This is a genomic window from Clostridium sp. OM05-5BH, from assembly GCF_003481505.1.
GTDB classification, from domain to species: Bacteria; Bacillota; Clostridia; order Lachnospirales; family Lachnospiraceae; genus Otoolea; species Otoolea fessa.
Genome location: NZ_QULJ01000003.1, coordinates 113,623 through 130,591, shown reverse-complemented (window position 1 = coordinate 130,591; position 16,969 = coordinate 113,623). Strand labels below are relative to the sequence as shown.

The window sequence follows — 16,969 nt, the reverse complement described above, 5'->3', positions numbered from 1 at the left end:
AGCTAAATTTCTAACCCTACATCAGATGCAGCTTCCGGCAGATGCGTGTGAGTTTCCGTCCCATCGGCATCGAATACATCTCATCTTCCTCGATACAGTGCAGCTTGATAAGAAGCACGCCATATACCGCGACCGCCACAAGCACCGCCAGCAGCGTTCCCAGCACATTGCTGTGGATCACCAGCGTAACCCCACGGTACACGCCATATGCCGCCGCGCCCATAAATGCTGCGCTGATCGCCGGCAGCAGGAAGGTCTTGACCATTTCCTGGCGGTAACCGAGTGTGTTGCGGATCGCGATCGCATTTAAAATGCACATAAAGAGCGCAAATAAAATACTTGCAAATACCATACTGTAGATACCCATATTGAAGATCATCAGCATAATATACAGCGCAATCACGTGTAATGCTAACGAAATCAGGGCGTTCCGCACCGGAACATTCATCCGGTTTAGTCCCTGTAAGATTGCATTGGTAACCGTCGAAAGCGACAGGAAGATAACGGCTGAAGCGCCAATCATCATCATACGGATCGCTTCCGCATTGTTGCCGCCCCGGAATAACAGGTTATTGACCGGTGCTGAAAGTACCGTCAGCCCCACCGCCGACGGAATCGCAATCAGCATAGCAAACCGGATCGCAAGGGCTGTCTTCTCAATCGCCGCCTTTCGATCCTTACGCGCTATTGCACCGGACAGCGAAGGAATCAGCGACGAGGACAGTGAGTTCGCCATCGCAAGTGGGACGTGTACCAGCAGCATATATTTGTTGTTGTAGATACCCCAGAGGGCTAAAAACTCTTTGCCGCGTCCCAGCGACTCCATGCCGTGCGCCATGATACCGTTGTCAATAACCGAGTTAATATTGTAAACACCCGAGCTTACGATAACCGGAATAACGGTAAAGAAGAAGATTCTCGAAATCTGACGGTAGGAATCCACACTATCGCTCCGATCCTTGGCAATCCGCCGTTTTGCCGTCGGACGGTAGAGTAAAAACAATACCAGCACAAATAACAGGGCTGCAAACGCGCCGCTTCCTGTGCCGATCGTACCGCCTGCCGCGCCAAATGCCTGTGCATATCCATCTTTTCCATATACTTTCGCTGTATCCAGTCCCACCTTGAAAAGGACGCTGGCGGCCACTACACTGATAATCGCGTTGACCACCTGCTCCAGGATCTGGGAGATCGCCGTCGGAATCATCGTTCCATGCCCCTGGAAATAACCGCGCAGCACACCCAGATACGCCATGATCCAGATCGTTGGCGCAAGTGTGCGGAGTGCATACACGCAGAATGGCGTGTTAAACAAGGTTGTTGCAAAAAAACCTGCAAAATTCCAGGTAATAAAGCATGCCAGACCACCTACGACCGTCGCATAGACAAGCGCCGCCCGCAGAACACGGTTCATATTGCGGTACTGCCCTTTCGCAAGGCGGGCCGCTACCATCTTCGACACCGCCAGAGGCAGACTGTACGATGAAAGGATCAGCATGATATTATATACGTTGAATGCCGTCGAATAATATCCCATGCCCTCATCGCCGATGATATTCGTCATCGGGACGCGGTACAGAATACCGATCAGACGCACAATGATACCGGCAACTGCCAGGATCGTACCTTGAATGACAAAATTTTCTTTTCTCACCGGAACCGCTTCCGGCTTCCGGCTGCTTCCTGACCGGTTACGGCTTCTGCCCGCACTTTCCCGGCTGACTCCAGCTGCTTCTTCTCTACGTCCTGCCGTGCGCTGCCGGCTGATTATCTCTCTTTCTGTCTCTTCCCGCATTCCGGGTTTTCTTCTACTCCGTCTGTTCTCCATAGAATTCCGCCTTATCCATACGGTCATTCGGAAGGATGCAGACCCAGGTCTTGCCCGGATTCAGCTTGATTTCCTGACCGTCCATATCGTAATACTTTGTGACGCCGTAAGCGCCGTCTTTTTCCCAACGAATCAGAATGCCGTGTCCATTTGTAAAATAATACCCCATCGCCGGTGTATGGACATCAATATTCAGATATTCCGTCGGTTTATAATATTTCCACAAACAGTACTGGAAAATAATATTTTTAACCGCTATCTGTCCTTCATCTCCCATATGCGGACCGCCATACTGATACCGGTAGTACAGCCCGTCCTCCAGGTGATACTCAAACCAGGGATTGCTTAACTGATAACCTGGCACTACTTTGGCCGCTGCGATACCATCCTCAAAGCACACCGGCGCACTCTCCGGCGCAAAAGTATAATGCCCCTCATAGCTCTCCGGGTACGCATCCGCATAACCGCTCGCCTCGATCGCCTGGCGCAGCTTTGGTCCCGATGCATAGGCATTGTGCGGGGTCTTCCGATCCTTGGTCCGGAAATACGCAGATGCCCCATTGCCTTTGATTCCATCTAAATGTTCCATCTGCTCCAGATACGGAAGTGCAAACGTATTCTGCCCATAATGTGCATAGACCGCCTCAAATTCCCTTGCAAAAAAAGTATAGTATGGGCGGCAGCTCCGGACGGAACCGATCCGGTCCAGATCGTCATAGTCCTCTATCAGTGCCATATAGCGGTTCATGCTGCCTTCCACCGGTGCCTCATAGACCACTCCGGCATGGTTGATGCCATACTGCGGAAGCGCCGCCTTGTCATTGCTCATCATGATTGCGAGCGGACGGCGGTTCGCCTTTGCGACATCCGTCCATTCCCCGGTCAGATAACTCTGTATCTTCCCGTCTTTTTCGTAACGTCCCTCCGGCTCTGCTTCCAGCTGCGTTTCGGCCTCCGTCTCTGTATTTAAGGACAGCTCACGTGTCTCCTCCTGTGTCTCTGCTGCCGTTACCGATATTTCTTTGTGAGCCGAACAGCCTGACAGCCAGCAGACTGCCATCAGAGTCAGTGCCAGGGCCCTTATTTTCCAACTGCTTTTTTTCATTCCGTACTTCCCCCATCACATCCCCATATGCCTCATTTCCCAGATGGGCTCTCCCCTTTCCCTCCGGTTCTTTTCCCTGCTTTTAGCGCGTATACCCTTTGCCAGCCAGGATTTCCTCCTGTTTTTTCTCCATCACAAGGCGTTCGTCATCTTCCATATGATCGTAACCGCACAGGTGCAGCATACTGTGTGCCACCAGGAACGCCAGCTCGCGCTCCTTAGAATGACCGTATTTCTCCGCCTGCTCGTCTACCTTATCGATCGAGATCACGATATCGCCCAGAAGAAGTTCGCCCGTCTCCGGGTTAAAATAGTCCTCTGACTGCTCTTCCAACCGTTCAAAATCGGACGGCACATCGTAATCCCCCATCGGAAAAGAGAGGACGTCGGTTGCCCGGTCGATTCCTCGGAATTCCTTATTAATACGATGAATCTCCTCATCATTTGTCAGGACTACATTGACCTCCGCCTCATACGGGCATTTTTCATAATCGAGCGCCGCAACCACGATCTCCTCGATGATCGGACGGTAATCTATCTCCCACTCCCGCTCTGCTTCATATTCGATCTGGATTGTCATCTGTTCTTTCTTCCTCCATCTTTCCGGTCACGCGTCCCGGAACTATTTCTCCGGAAACCGCGGGACGCATCCGCATCTTTTTTCTCATACGCATCGTATGCCTCTACGATCTTCTGTACCAGCGGATGGCGGACTACGTCACTGCTGGTCAGATAGCAGAAACCAATATCGTCAATTTTCTTGAGTACATGAATCGCCGTATCCAGTCCGGACGTAGCTCCGGCAGGCAGATCCTTTTGCGACTGGTCGCCCGTCACGATTACCTTAGAACCAAAGCCGATACGTGTCAGGAACATCTTCATCTGTGCCGGGGTCGTATTCTGCGCCTCATCGAGAATGATGAACGCATTATCCAGGGTACGACCACGCATGTACGCAAGCGGCGCCACCTCAATCAAGCCCTTCTCAGAATTGTGCAGGTAACTTTCTGCCCCCATAATCTGATACAGCGCATCGTAAAGCGGACGCAGGTACGGATCGATCTTGCTCTGCAGATCGCCCGGCAGAAAACCCAGTTTTTCCCCCGCCTCGATCGCCGGACGCGTCAGGATGATCCGGCTTACCTCGCCACTCTTAAATGCCTGTATCGCCATCGACATCGCCAGATACGTTTTTCCGGTACCCGCCGGACCGATGCCAAATACAATCATCTTCTTGCGGATCAGGTCCACGTACTGTTTCTGTCCCATCGTCTTCGGTTTGACCGGCTTACCCGTGATCGTCCGGCAGATGATATCCTTATCGATCTCGAGAATCTGATCGTCCTTCTCCGTGAAGGACAGCGACAGGGCGTAATCAACATTCTGCTCGGTAATGGTATTGCCGCGCCTGGAAAGCTCTAACAGATTGTTGAACACACTCTTCGCCTGCCGGATCGTCTGCTCCGGACCGATGATTTTCAGCGCGCCGTCGCGTGTGATCATCGTCACGTGCAGCGTCCGCTCAATCTTTTTCAGATACGCGTCAAACTGTCCGCATACATTCCGCTCATGTTCCATCGGAATATCAATCATTGTCTCTATTATGCTCATTCCTTTGCTGTTCTCCTTGTGTCACAACTTGAATCGGCTCCTCCGTCTGAAGCCGTACCTCAAAATGGCAGACTCCGCCATTTATTAGTATTCTACCATCACTTGCCATAATATGTACACCTTTTTCGATCAATTTTTCTTCCGTCTCCTTTTGAAATGCCGCTGACAGCGCCGCAAGCTCTGGTTCTGTATACCTTTTTTCGCAGACAGACGTCTCCCGGTACTCACTCCACCCGACAGAAAGCGGCAGATAAAAATCAAGCGGGAGCCGCAATTTCCGGTACTCCGTCCGGATCGTCCAGGCAGGTTTCATCCGCCTGCTTCGTCTGAAAAAGCCCCACTGCTCCGCCATATCGAATGTATGTTCTATCATATCATAAAATTCTGGAATTTTCCAGTAAAATGTGTGTGTTCCTGCTTCCAAAGCAATTCCGTATCGTTTCTTTCCCGTTTCCGTCCGCATTTCCCTCCAGAGCGGAAGCTCCTTTCTCCCGACCCGCTCCCGGATCCCATATATATCCGCATCCGCCCGCACCCGGTAAGAGGAAATTTCTTCGCCTCCATCATCTGTGATCGGCACCGTTCCCGACACCAGAAGCTGCCCCTTTTCCACCGTATCTCCCGCCTGCACAAGCGGGATTCCGCTCCGGACGACTACCGACGTGATCCGCGCGTCGGATGCCGCCGCCAGATCGCACGCCTCGCCGGACTCCACTTCCTGACGGACCGGAACCTCGCTCTCCCGCAGGCGGATGAAAAGGCGCGTCCCATGCAGGCGCACCGACACCCAGGTGATATCTTCAAATGACTCCCGCAGTTCTTCCTCCAGCCTCGCACAGGAAATCCGCTTCTTGGGAATTCCCTCTTCAATCTGCAGCGTCTGGAGGTAATGATTCAGCTCACTTTCGGTATAACGCCGGTTTCCACTCCAGTCGATCTCCCAGACAAATTGTGCCAGAAACAATAATAACAGAAAAAAAAGGACGAAGCTGACCGCCCACCCTTTCCGTTTCCGGTTCCGCCAGAGAAACACCGGCAGCCCACGCTTTTCAACGATATGCAGACGGACTCCCGCTTTTCTTGCCAGTGGCGCACACCGCTTAAAATCGCGGATTTCCATATAAAACAGCAGATTTTCCTGCTCTTTTTTTACCTGCCAGACATTTAAACCTGCCAGCGTACAGAGATTCAGGAATCTCTCCGGGGAGGTGCCGCGCATGTTAAGCCGCACTATCCCATGTAGAAGGTGTCTTACCTTCGCCATACTCATTCCTCACAGCACCCCAAATTCGACAGACACAATCTGCCCCGTGACCCGCAGATTATCGCGGTCATAATACTCAATCGAAAGCCCCTTCCCCTTGATAGTAAGCCGGGTGTTCTTTCCCGTCAGCCGCAGCATTTCGTCGGAAAAAAAGAGAATGCTCCTGTAATTTTCTACCACAGCCGCCCGACTGCCGGTAAAATACAGAAGCATCTCTCCGAGAACGACGTCCTCCGGCAGATGAAGTGCCGAAACGATCGCTTTTTTCTGTCTGCCAAACAAGCGCCTACCGCCTATTTCATTGTTATTATCTAATATATGTAGGAAAGCAGAAACTATGCCGTTTACTATTTTCCCGTCAAACCCACTATCATTTCCAGCATCCGCGGCACACAGTAAATCAACGGCAATGCATACCGCAGGGAAACCACCGGTCCCAGCAGAAGTGTTCCCCAGCAGCCTAGCAGAAGCATCAGCGGAATGATCTCATACGCCCGGTGCTTCCAGACTGCAAATCCTGCCGCAAACAGCATCAGCCAGAACGGAAATGCCTGATTGAGAAGCACCGACAGCACCGGAACCGACTGGAATGCGGGTGTCAGTGTCGCCTCCCTCAACCAGTCCGAAAGCGCCTGAAAATGGCTGTTACGCGTGATATGCAGGATATTTAAATTACCTTCCAAGTATGCCCCATCGTATAAAATATAGCTGATCCAGTACTGGCTGTCTCCCATATACCAGTACCCCCAGTTCCCCATCAGAAATGAATCCAGATAAATACCCGGATGGCGCTTCCCGATTTCCGCCCAGGTCCGCACGAAACGTCCCATATCTGCCTGCATCACTTCCGTATGGAATCCATTTTTCACTGGATCCGCATTGACACGGACATACTCACTGAGCGCCTGCGGGTCAATCAGCGTCTCGATATATTCCTTTTCCTCCGGCGTCAATTTCTCCGGAACTTCATGATACATGCGCGCCAGCTGCTGCATCGGCACGCACAGCATCTCCCTCGCATCGCCCTTTCCCACGCCGAACGCCGTTGGAATCGGACCGGATAAAACATACCATAAAGCTGCCACCAGCAGAGATGCCCCGATAAACCAGTTTCTGCGATACACTTTTTTTCGTAAAAACAGGCAGACTGCCAAAACAAAAAACAGGAACACATAGATTCCCTGATTTCGGAACAGGCACATGAAAAACACACTCACAAAAAAGAGCAGCCAATCACCCGACTTTCCCACTTCTTTCCGAGAACCTGTTCCGTTCGGATTTTTCTCTTTATCCAGCTCTCTTTCTTTATCCAAATCCTCTTTCTTCTGGCACATTCCCCGCCAAAAATGCTCCGGATCCTCCGCCAGACAACATGCCGTATCAAATGCCAGCAGGAAAAATGCGCCAAAGAGCACATCCTTCGTCGTGACAAAGGAAAAGACCGTCAGATACGGATTCAGAATCCAGAACGTCCACGAAGCGACGCAGATCCATCGCGGTGCCCGCCGCGCTTTCATCCGGCACAGACACAGGGAAAAGACCGCACTCATAAAAAACGACTGCGACAGCGCATACAGCGCCATCCCTGCCTGATAGGTATGGAACAGACGCCCCGCAATCTTCATGCAGAGTCCCAGATATAGCGTGTGAATTAATGGATGGTGAGTTGTCAGCGGCAGTTTCCCATAAAACTGAAGGAGCTGCGCGGACGCATCGTAAGAATAAATGCCCGGATAAACCGCCAGAAAAACCGGAAGATAGACGCACCAGGAGAGAAACATCCATTTCAGCCATGTCCCCAAATCCGAATTTTTCGCTGCGCGCTGTTTCGATTCCCGTCCCTGGCTTTCCACATCGCGGCTGCTTCCCTGGTCTTCGCGGTCTTTCCCCCTCCGTGCTTGCGTCCGTTTCTGGTAACTGTTCACAGGCAGGAATTTTCCGAACTGAAAATCCCGTATCTCAGGCCAGCCACGCCCCAAAGCATCCAGTCCCACACAAATCGCCCAGACCATCACCGTCATACACACCACCCAGCCCGCCAACTGTCCCAAAAACTGACCCGCCGTCCGGTAAATCAGCTCATTGCGGCTGTATCGGATTCCCAGAAGAATCATCAGCCCCATCAAAACACCCAGCACAAGGCTGACTGCTGCCAGGCGCCGATCCGCAATATATTGTTTCAATCCCTTTCCCCGTCTCTCATTTTCCTGCTTCTCTCTCATGCCCCTCACTCCATCATCCGCCACATCGCATTTCTTCTCTTTCTCCTATTGCACAAAAAAGTCCTGGTTCATATGAAAACCAGGACTTTTGCGTTACTTAATTGTATTTGCGTTTTCTAGCAGCTTCGGATTTCTTTTTACGACGAACGCTCGGTTTCTCGTAATGCTCTCTTTTCCGAATCTCCTGCTGGATACCAGCCTTAGCACAGTTTCTTTTGAATCTGCGTAAAGCGCTGTCCAGACTCTCGTTATCTTTAACGATTACATTTGACATAGCTCACACCTAACCTCCCTCCAGTTGTGTAATAAGTGCATATTAATACAACTGTATGGGTATTTTTTTAGCACTAAAAAGATTATATCATAAAAAAATGATACGTCAACAACATTTTACATTTTTTTATGATTTTTTTATTTTACTTGCTCTGCTACTACTTCTGCCGCTTTTTCAAGGGCTGCTGCAATACCAGACGGATTCTTTCCGCCAGCCTGTGCCATGTTCGGACGGCCACCGCCGCCGCCGCCGACAAGACCTGCGATTGCTTTGATTAAGTTTCCAGCATGTGCACCCTTCTTCATCGCACCGTCAGTTACAGAAGCCATCAGGCTTACCTTGCCATCCAGAGTAGATGCAATCAGAACAACGCCGTCGCCCAGCTTCTCTTTCAGCTGATCGCCCAGATTACGCAGACCGTTCATGTCTACATCCTTAACCTCAACTGCCAGCAGCTTCACACCGTTTACATCCTGTACCTGGTTCATAACATCGCCCAGAGAGTCGTTCGCCAGCTTACTTTTTAACTTCTCATTCTCTGCGTGCAGAGTCTTGATCTCCTCTAACATGGACTCAATCTTGCTGCTCAGTGCCGCCGGAGTGGTCTTTGCCAGTTTTGCCGCCTCATGCAGCTCATTCTCTACCTCTTTGTAGTGGTTCATCAAACCGGTGGAGGTCAGCGCCTCGATACGGCGGACGCCTGCTGCAATACCAGCCTCAGAGAGAATCTTGAAGGATGCAATTGTGCCTGTGTTGGATACGTGTGTACCGCCGCAAAGCTCGGTGGAGAAATCCCCCATCTTGACAACACGGACTTTCTCGCCGTACTTCTCGCCAAACAGTGCCATCGCGCCCGTCTTCTTTGCCTCATCCAAGGACATAACATCGGTTACAACCGGCAGGGATGCTGCAATCTCATCATTTACAATCTTTTCAACCTTCTCTATCTCCTCTGGAGTCATCGCAGAGAAATGAGTAAAGTCAAAACGCAGACGGTCACGGGTTACCAGAGAACCAGCCTGCTCTACATGGCTACCAAGTACGGTACGCAGCGCTTTATGAAGCAGATGGGTTGCGGAATGGTTGCGGGAAGTCAGTTCACGGTTTTCCTTGTCAACCGACATGGTTACTTTTTCTCCCACCTCGAACATACCCTTTACTACAACACCGACATGACCGATCTTGCCACCCTGTAAATGAATGGTATCTTTTACTTCAAACACAGAGCCGTCCGGAGCGGTAATCTGACCGAAGTCACCCTCCTGACCACCCATGGTTCCGTAGAACGGGGTTTCCTTGGTGATAATTGTACCAGTCTGACCGTCAGTCAGTGCCTCTACAATCTCATCCTCGGTCGTCAGAACGGAAATCTCAGATTCCGCTGTCAGACGATCATAGCCGATAAACTCAGTTGTAATAGCCGGATCGATGGACTGGTATACCGTAACATCCGCGCCCATATAGTTAGTCGTCTTTCTCGCCGCTCTCGCCTGTTCTTTCTGGCGTTTCATCGCTGCGTTGAAGCCGTCCTCATCGATACCGAGGCTCTTCTCCTCGAGAATCTCACGGGTTAAGTCGATCGGGAATCCATACGTATCGTAGAGCTTGAATGCGTTGTCGCCGGACAGCACTTTCTCGCCCTTCTTGTTCATATCTTCTTCCATATCAGCAAGGATCGCAAGACCCTGATCAATGGTCCTGTTGAACTTATCCTCTTCCTCCGAAAGAACCTTGAAAATCATCGCGCTCTTCTCTTCCAGTTCCGGATAACCATCCTTGGAAAGGTCGATAACGGTGCGGGACAGAGCTGCTAAGAACTCACCCTCGATGCCAAGTTTTTTGCCATGGCGTGCTGCACGGCGCAGAAGGCGGCGCAGAACATATCCGCGTCCCTCGTTGGATGGCATAATGCCATCGGAAATCATGAAGGTGCAGGACTTGATATGATCCGCTACAATACGCAGAGAAATATCGGTCTCATGATCTTTCTGATATTCGGTATGTGCCAGCTCGCAGACACGGTCTAACAGAGCTTTGTTGGTATCAACCGTAAACAGGGAATCTACATCCTGTACAATCACTGCCAGACGCTCCAGACCCATTCCGGTATCAATGTTCTTGTGCTCCAGCTCGGTGTAGTTGCCGTGACCGTCGTTGTTAAACTGGGAGAATACATTGTTCCATACCTCCATGTAACGGTCACACTCGCAGCCTACCGTACATCCCGGTTTGCCGCAGCCGTATTTCTCACCGCGGTCATAGTAAATCTCAGAACACGGACCGCACGGACCAGCGCCATGCTCCCAGAAGTTATCCTCTCTGCCAAAGCGGAAAATACGCTCTGCCGGAATACCCATCTCTTTGTTCCAGATATCAAATGCCTCGTCATCGCTCTCGAACACAGACGGATAGAGGCGATCCGGATCAAGTCCGACAACCTCGGTTAAAAATTCCCAGGACCAGTGAATCGCTTCCTCTTTGAAATAATCACCGAAGGAGAAGTTGCCAAGCATCTCAAAAAAGGTACCATGACGGGCAGTCTTACCGATATTCTCGATATCGCCGGTACGAATACATTTCTGACAGGTACATACTCTTGTTCTCGGCGGAATCTCCTGACCCGTAAAATATGGCTTTAACGGAGCCATACCAGAGTTGATAAGCAGAAGGCTGTTATCATTATGCGGAACCAGAGAGAAACTCTTCATTGCCAGATGTCCCTTGCTCTCAAAAAAGTCTAAGAACATCTTTCTAAGTTCGTTCACACCGTATTTTTTCACGTTGCTTCCTCCTATAGTTACTTCTATTTAAGTAAAATTTTCCTCATTCTTTATATCCTATCATAGGAATTTACATTTCGCAAGAGGTTTATCGGTACAAAAAGTGTACAAAAAGTGTGTAAAAATGGGACCCTTACCGCAATTCTATATGCCGCAAAAGTCCCATTTTCTAATTTTTTCACTACTCTGCCGGAAGATACGATTCATACAAATCCAAAAGCTCATACGCCCGATCCCGCGTCGAATTTGCCAGCGACGCCGTGTACTCGACATTTTCCATCGTGCCGCCCTTGTAGCGCTCCGCCGCCTGTTTCGCCGCCGTATCACGTTCCCGGATCCATCTGCGTTCCCGACCACGCAGCGTGTCTGTCTCCTCGTCTGGAAGCACCGCCATGATTGCCTGATAAATCTGATTTAATTCGGCATCCCAGAGCCGGTACTCATACGCGACCGCCTCCCGCATCGCGTCGGTCGTATTCGCACTTTCCGAATTTTCCAGGTTTTGAATCGTATTCTCGATCTCGCCCAGCCGGTTCCGGTAATCTTCCGCTGTCCGGTCCGAGCCTGCACCTGTCCCGGAGGACGCGCCTCGCGCAGGAGATACAATTCCATTTTCAACCGGGGACACAACCGCCCCTGTATTCACAGAATGATCCGACTCATCGCCCGCGCTCTGCTTCTCTGCCGCCTTAGCAGCCGCCCGATTATCTGCACGTTTTTCCTTTTGTTCACCTAAAGACTGGACAGAAACATCTCCTTCCGCCTGCATACAGGCTCTATCTTCTGTCCCCACGCTTTCCGCATGCGCCATTTTTTTAGAAGATGGCTCCGGCGCATCCTCCGCCAGACCATTTTCCGCTGCTTCCGCCGCAAATGGTTCCGCCTCATACATCGCCTCCGGTCCGACCGTCAGGCTTCTCTCACTTCCCGCCTGCTCCCGGATATAACGCCGCGTTGCCGCCGTCGTCACAATCCCCAGCACCAGAATCAGACCGAGGGCAGCGATCATTCCTTTATTTTTCAAATTACTCTCAACCGCCTTTGCTATTCCTGTTCACTTGATAATTTTAAAATAGCACATTTAAGACGGTTTGAAAATAGATGATCGAAAGATGTAAACATATCGTAAGGGTTGTTATAGTAACTGCTCATAGGTAGGAATTTTCTGAACTGAAAATTCCGTACAATACAGTTCCGGATGCAGATTTTGCCGATTTGGAATGCGAAGCATCGGCAAAATCCTGTTACTGGGCACACATGTGTGAGCTGTAACGAGCTATACCCCCGGATCCACCATCAGCTCGTCCCCATCCGCCGCCGAAGTAGCCAAAAAGTCACATCTCTCATTCTCCGGATGCCCATTATGCCCCTTCACCCAGAAAAACGAAATCTGATGGGGTTCCTTGGCAGCGAGCAGGCGCTTCCATAGATCTACATTCTTAACCTCCTCATTTTTGCCGCGTTTCCAGCCCTTTTTGATCCAACCCTCGATCCAGTGCTGGTTAAAAGCGTTGACGAGATACTGGGAATCTGAATAGAGTTCGATCTCGCAGGGGCGGTTGAGCGCCTCGAGACCGGCGATAGCTGCCATCAGCTCCATACGGTTGTTCGTAGTTCGTTTGTAGCCGCCGGAAATCTCTTTCGTGTGCAGTTTTCCTGCCGGATCTACATAGTGAATGACGGTTCCAAATCCGCCCGGACCATCTGGATTACCGCGGGCGGCGCCGTCTGTGTATATAGTTACTTTCAAGTCAGAAATCTCCTTTATGTCTATTATTGAAGCTTAGCGGTCCCACTTATCGCAGAGCGAGTTGATCTGGTCGGCAAAACGTGCCAAATCTTTGTTCGCCCCGCCCTCGTTATGCATAACAACACGGCGCAGGCGGTCGCAGGCTGCCAGCAGGCGGGCAAATACACCAGCCGCTTTCTTCGTTGCTTCGTTCACTGCCGGTTTCTGAATCGGAATACCCTTCGTAACAGTCACGAAGCATCCCTCTTTCAGGTCGTAGGAACTGCCGGAGAACGGAGCCATCGCATTGATGCCGTAAGTTTCCTTGACCGTCTCTGCAAATGCATCGCACACTGTGTCATCGCCGTGTACCACGAAGACCTGGGACGGTTTTTCCATAAAACTGCCAACCCACTCCAAAAGCCCGGTCTCGTCCGCATGGCCGCTGATGCCCTCGATCTTCTCGATCCGTGCTTTGACCTCGATCGACTCACCGAACAGCTTCACTTCCTCGCGTCCCTCAATAATGCTGCGTCCCAGTGTGCCGACTGCCTGATAGCCAGCAAACAAAATCGTACACTCCGGTCTCCAGAGGTTGTGTTTCAGATGATGGCGGATACGGCCCGCATCACACATGCCGGCTGCCGAGATGATAACCTTCGGTTCCTCGTTAAAGTTGATTGCAACGGAATCGCTGCTGGTGATCGAGAGATGCAGACCCGGGAAAGAAATCGGATTGATGCCCTTTTTTACCAGCTCCTTCGTCTCCTCATTGTAGCAATCCATCATATTGTCCTTGAACACGCCGGTCGCTTCCACCGCCATCGGGCTGTCTAAGTAAACCGGAAATACGCCGTGCCCGGTTACAAGGTTTTTCTCCTTGATAATACGGATGTAATTCAACACTTCCTGCGTTCTGCCGACCGCAAATGCCGGGATCACGACATTGCCGCCCTTATCCAGCGTCTCCTGAATCACGCGGGCAAATTCTTCCACGTGATCGCCTGTATTCTTGTGGAACCGACCGCCGTAAGTGCTCTCCATGACAACATAATCCGCCTGACGGATGTACTGCGGGCTGCGGATGAGCGGCTTGTTTTTGTTACCGATATCACCTGAAAATACAATCTTCTTGGAACAATCGTCTTCCTTCATCCAGATCTCGATCGAAGCCGAACCAAGCAGATGTCCCACATCGACAAACCGAATCTCCAGATTGTCATTCAGACGGATAATCTCATTGTAATTGCAGGGGACAAAGTGATGCAGTACCCCTTCTGCATCGTTCATCGTGTAAATCGGTGTCACCTCCGGTTTTCCGGCACGCATGGCTTTCCGGTTTTTCCACTCCGCTTCTGACTCCTGGATATGGGCGCAATCTTTCAGCATGATATCACACAGATCGCAGGTCGCGCGCGTCGCCATAATCTGTCCGCGGAATCCCCTCGCATAGATAAGTGGAAGCAATCCCACATGATCGATATGGGCGTGCGTCACCAACACATAGTCCACATCCGAATACGGAATCGGAAGTTCTGCATTTTCATACTTGTTGATCCCCTGTTCCATACCGCAGTCAATCAGAATATTCAGCCCGCATGCCTCCAGAAAATGACAGCTGCCTGTAACCTCATGATCCGCACCGATAAATGTAAGCCTCATAAAATCAGCCCCCTGTTCTGTCGTTTATGTTTCCGCATACCCCTTGCGGAAAGTGTTTTTGCTATTAGCTTCATTATAACTGATTTCTGACAATTTTGCAATTTCCCCGATAAAGTTTCGATAAAATTTTCATAAAATCACCTTATCTGTCCCACATTCCCATTCCAGACAACGCACCATTTTCCCAACAAGAGCCAGACCTATTCTATTATATAATAATACAGATCATCCCCCCATTGCTGTCATTGATGATTTTCTGCAGCGTATCCTGCAGCTTCACCTGGCAGTCCTCAGTGAGCTGGGAGATCTTCGCCTGAATCCCATCATCGACGATCTGGGCGATTGATTTTCCAAAAATATTGGTTTCCCAGATGCCTTCCTCACCTTTTCCAGCATTCTCCCGGATGTATCGGATCAAATCCTCTGCCTGCTGTTCATTTCCCACAATCGGCGCGATCTCAGTCTCAATCTGCGCCTTGATGAGATTGATGGACGGCGCCTGCGCTTTCATTTTGACTCCATATTTATTGCCGTGGCGCACCACCTGCGGCTCATCGAGAACGATCTCCCCGCGTTCCGGCGTGACAACCCCATAGCCCTTCTTGCGTGCCTGCGTGAGCGCCACGGATGCCTTTTCATACTCGCTCTGCATCGACGCCAACCGCTTCAAGGTCTGCATCAGCTGGTACTCGCCCTCGATCGGCATTCCCACATACTCGCTGAGGATCTGATAATAATGTCCGTCGTCCAGCTCGACCACCGCCTGAACGCTGCCATCATCCATTTTCATTGATACAATCCGGATCCGGCGGATCGCTTCCCCGGTTTCCTCCGGCAGCGCCAACGCCACATCGCGCATATGTACCGTCCGATCCATCATCCCCCGGACTGCCTGTATGACCTCCGATTTAAGCCAATGGCTGTTTGGCAGAATCTCCAGCCATTTCGGAATCGAAAAATCGATCTCCGTGACCGGGAATTCCAGAAGCACCTGCCCCAGAATCTCCCGGATATCCTCGGCGCGCAGCTGCTCACAGTTGACTGGGAGCACCTGCACCTCATATTTTTCGGTCATCCGGGCTGCCAGCGCCCGCGTCTCCTCCGAATATGGTTTCTGCGAGTTTAAAAGCACCAGAAACGGCTTTCCCAGTTTTTTCAGTTCCTGCACGGTCTTCTCTTCCGCCGGAACATAATTCTCCCGTTTCAACTCCCCGAAACTGCCGTCCGCCGTAACCACAAGCCCGATCGTCGAATGATCCGTGATGACCTTGCGCGTTCCCAGCTCGGCTGCCGCTGTAAATGGGATCTCCTCCTCATACCACGGCGTCCGCACCATGCGTTCTTTCTCGTTTTCAATATGACCGGCAGCGCCCTCCACCATGAAACCGACGCAGTCGATCAGGCGGACCCGCACCTCCACACCGTCCCCAAGCGAGAGCTTTGCCGCCTCTTTAGGGATAAATTTCGGTTCCGTTGTCATGATCGTTTTCCCCGCCGAAGACTGGGGAAGTTCATCCCGGGCGCGCTCGCGGGCATGGACATCTTCCAGCCCCGGAAGGACGAGAAGTTCCATAAAGCGCTTAATAAAGGTCGATTTCCCTGTCCGAACCGGACCAACCACCCCAATATAGATCTCGCCGCCGGTTCGCGCCTGGATATCGCTGTATACATTAAAATGATCCATAAAAATACCCCCTTGGTCTGCTGATACAATGTATTCAGACCATAAGGGGGTTATGAATATTCCCATTTGGAAAGCTCCGGCTCACAGAACATTTTTATTCGCTCAGATAAGCCTTCTTCACTCTCTCATTATTCATCAGTTCTTTCGCATCACCGCTCAGAACGATATTGCCCGTCTCAAGCACATATGCTTTGTTGGAAATGGAGAGCGCTTTTTTCGCATTCTGCTCGACCAGAAGAACAGTCACGCCGTCCTTGTTGATTTCCTGGATAATATCGAAAATCTCATTAACATAGAGTGGGGACAGACCCATCGACGGCTCGTCGAGAACGATCAGGCGCGGGTGGCTCATGAGGGCGCGTCCCATCGCAAGCATCTGCTGCTCGCCGCCGGACAAAGTTCCGGCAAGCTGGTTCTTGCGCTCTTTCAGACGCGGGAAACGCTTGTAAATCATTTCGATCGTATCTTCAATTTCCTTCTTGTCATTTCTCGTATACGCACCCATTTTCAGGTTCTGGAGAACCGTCAGGGAAGCGAACACACGGCGCCCCTCCGGCACGTGGGCGATTCCCATTGATACCAGCTTATAGCCCGGTACATGGGTAATATCCGTTCCCTCAAATGTGATATTGCCTGCCTTGGACGGCAGCAGACCCGTGATCGTGTGAAGCGTCGTCGTCTTTCCGGCTCCGTTGGCACCGATCAGCGCTACCACATCGCCCTGTTCTACCTCAAAGGAAATTCCCTTGAGTGCCTGTATCACACCATAATATACCTGTAAATCTTTTACTTCCAGCATTGACATACGAA

General features: G+C 51.0%; 14 protein-coding genes. All 14 read right to left on the bottom strand.

Translation table 11 applies throughout. The features are described 5' to 3' along the window. Window positions 1–16: 16 nt before the first annotated feature. Complete coding sequence (locus DXB70_RS05305; protein ID WP_243099907.1) at window positions 17–1,828, bottom strand: polysaccharide biosynthesis protein; 1,812 nt, start codon at window positions 1,826–1,828, stop codon at window positions 17–19. Continuing rightward, window positions 1,809–2,933 (bottom strand): DUF3048 domain-containing protein, encoded by a 1,125-nt coding sequence (locus DXB70_RS05300; RefSeq protein ID WP_118672812.1) that lies wholly within the window; start codon window positions 2,931–2,933, stop codon window positions 1,809–1,811. Before DXB70_RS05300 ends, DXB70_RS05305 begins: the two co-directional genes overlap by 20 nt. An 82-nt stretch (window positions 2,934–3,015) precedes the next feature. Continuing rightward, window positions 3,016–3,513 (bottom strand): rRNA maturation RNase YbeY, encoded by a 498-nt coding sequence (gene ybeY, locus DXB70_RS05295; RefSeq protein WP_022359625.1) that lies wholly within the window; start codon window positions 3,511–3,513, stop codon window positions 3,016–3,018. Beyond that, window positions 3,510–4,544 (bottom strand): PhoH family protein, encoded by a 1,035-nt coding sequence (locus tag DXB70_RS05290; RefSeq protein WP_233430141.1) that lies wholly within the window; start codon window positions 4,542–4,544, stop codon window positions 3,510–3,512. Before DXB70_RS05290 ends, ybeY begins: the two co-directional genes overlap by 4 nt. Beyond that, on the bottom strand, window positions 4,519–5,808 hold the full coding sequence (locus DXB70_RS05285) for a sporulation protein YqfD (RefSeq protein WP_182431287.1): 1,290 nt from the start codon (window positions 5,806–5,808) through the stop codon (window positions 4,519–4,521). Before DXB70_RS05285 ends, DXB70_RS05290 begins: the two co-directional genes overlap by 26 nt. Window positions 5,809–5,817: 9 nt before the next feature. After that, a complete protein-coding gene (locus DXB70_RS05280) occupies window positions 5,818–6,090 on the bottom strand; it encodes a YabP/YqfC family sporulation protein (protein WP_118293687.1) in 273 nt (90 codons plus the stop codon). Window positions 6,091–6,155: 65 nt separating this feature from the next. Then, the gene (locus tag DXB70_RS05275; protein ID WP_118672811.1) at window positions 6,156–8,030 is read right to left on the bottom strand and encodes a DUF6020 family protein; all 1,875 of its coding nucleotides are present in this window, start codon (window positions 8,028–8,030) and stop codon (window positions 6,156–6,158) included. Window positions 8,031–8,127: 97 nt separating this feature from the next. Continuing rightward, entirely contained in the window at window positions 8,128–8,304 is a 177-nt protein-coding gene (gene rpsU, locus DXB70_RS05270; protein ID WP_003504099.1) for a 30S ribosomal protein S21, read from the bottom strand. Between the two features lie 137 nt (window positions 8,305–8,441). Beyond that, on the bottom strand, window positions 8,442–11,051 hold the full coding sequence (alaS, locus tag DXB70_RS05265) for an alanine--tRNA ligase (RefSeq protein ID WP_227589512.1): 2,610 nt from the start codon (window positions 11,049–11,051) through the stop codon (window positions 8,442–8,444). A gap of 214 nt (window positions 11,052–11,265) precedes the next feature. Then, window positions 11,266–12,108: a lysozyme inhibitor LprI family protein gene (locus DXB70_RS05260; RefSeq protein WP_118672810.1), complete on the bottom strand. Its 843-nt coding sequence runs from the start codon at window positions 12,106–12,108 to the stop codon at window positions 11,266–11,268. 252 nt (window positions 12,109–12,360) lie between these two features. After that, window positions 12,361–12,834, bottom strand: coding sequence for a ribonuclease HI (gene rnhA / locus DXB70_RS05255; protein WP_022359619.1), 474 nt, complete (start codon window positions 12,832–12,834; stop codon window positions 12,361–12,363). Window positions 12,835–12,867: 33 nt separating this feature from the next. Next, window positions 12,868–14,475, bottom strand: coding sequence for an MBL fold metallo-hydrolase (locus DXB70_RS05250; RefSeq protein WP_117795317.1), 1,608 nt, complete (start codon window positions 14,473–14,475; stop codon window positions 12,868–12,870). Between the two features lie 208 nt (window positions 14,476–14,683). Then, entirely contained in the window at window positions 14,684–16,159 is a 1,476-nt protein-coding gene (spoIVA, locus tag DXB70_RS05245) for a stage IV sporulation protein A (RefSeq protein ID WP_106999830.1), read from the bottom strand. Window positions 16,160–16,253: 94 nt separating this feature from the next. Further along, window positions 16,254–16,964, bottom strand: a complete 711-nt coding sequence (locus DXB70_RS05240; protein ID WP_022359704.1) for an ABC transporter ATP-binding protein — start codon at window positions 16,962–16,964, stop codon at window positions 16,254–16,256. Window positions 16,965–16,969: the final 5 nt, after the last annotated feature.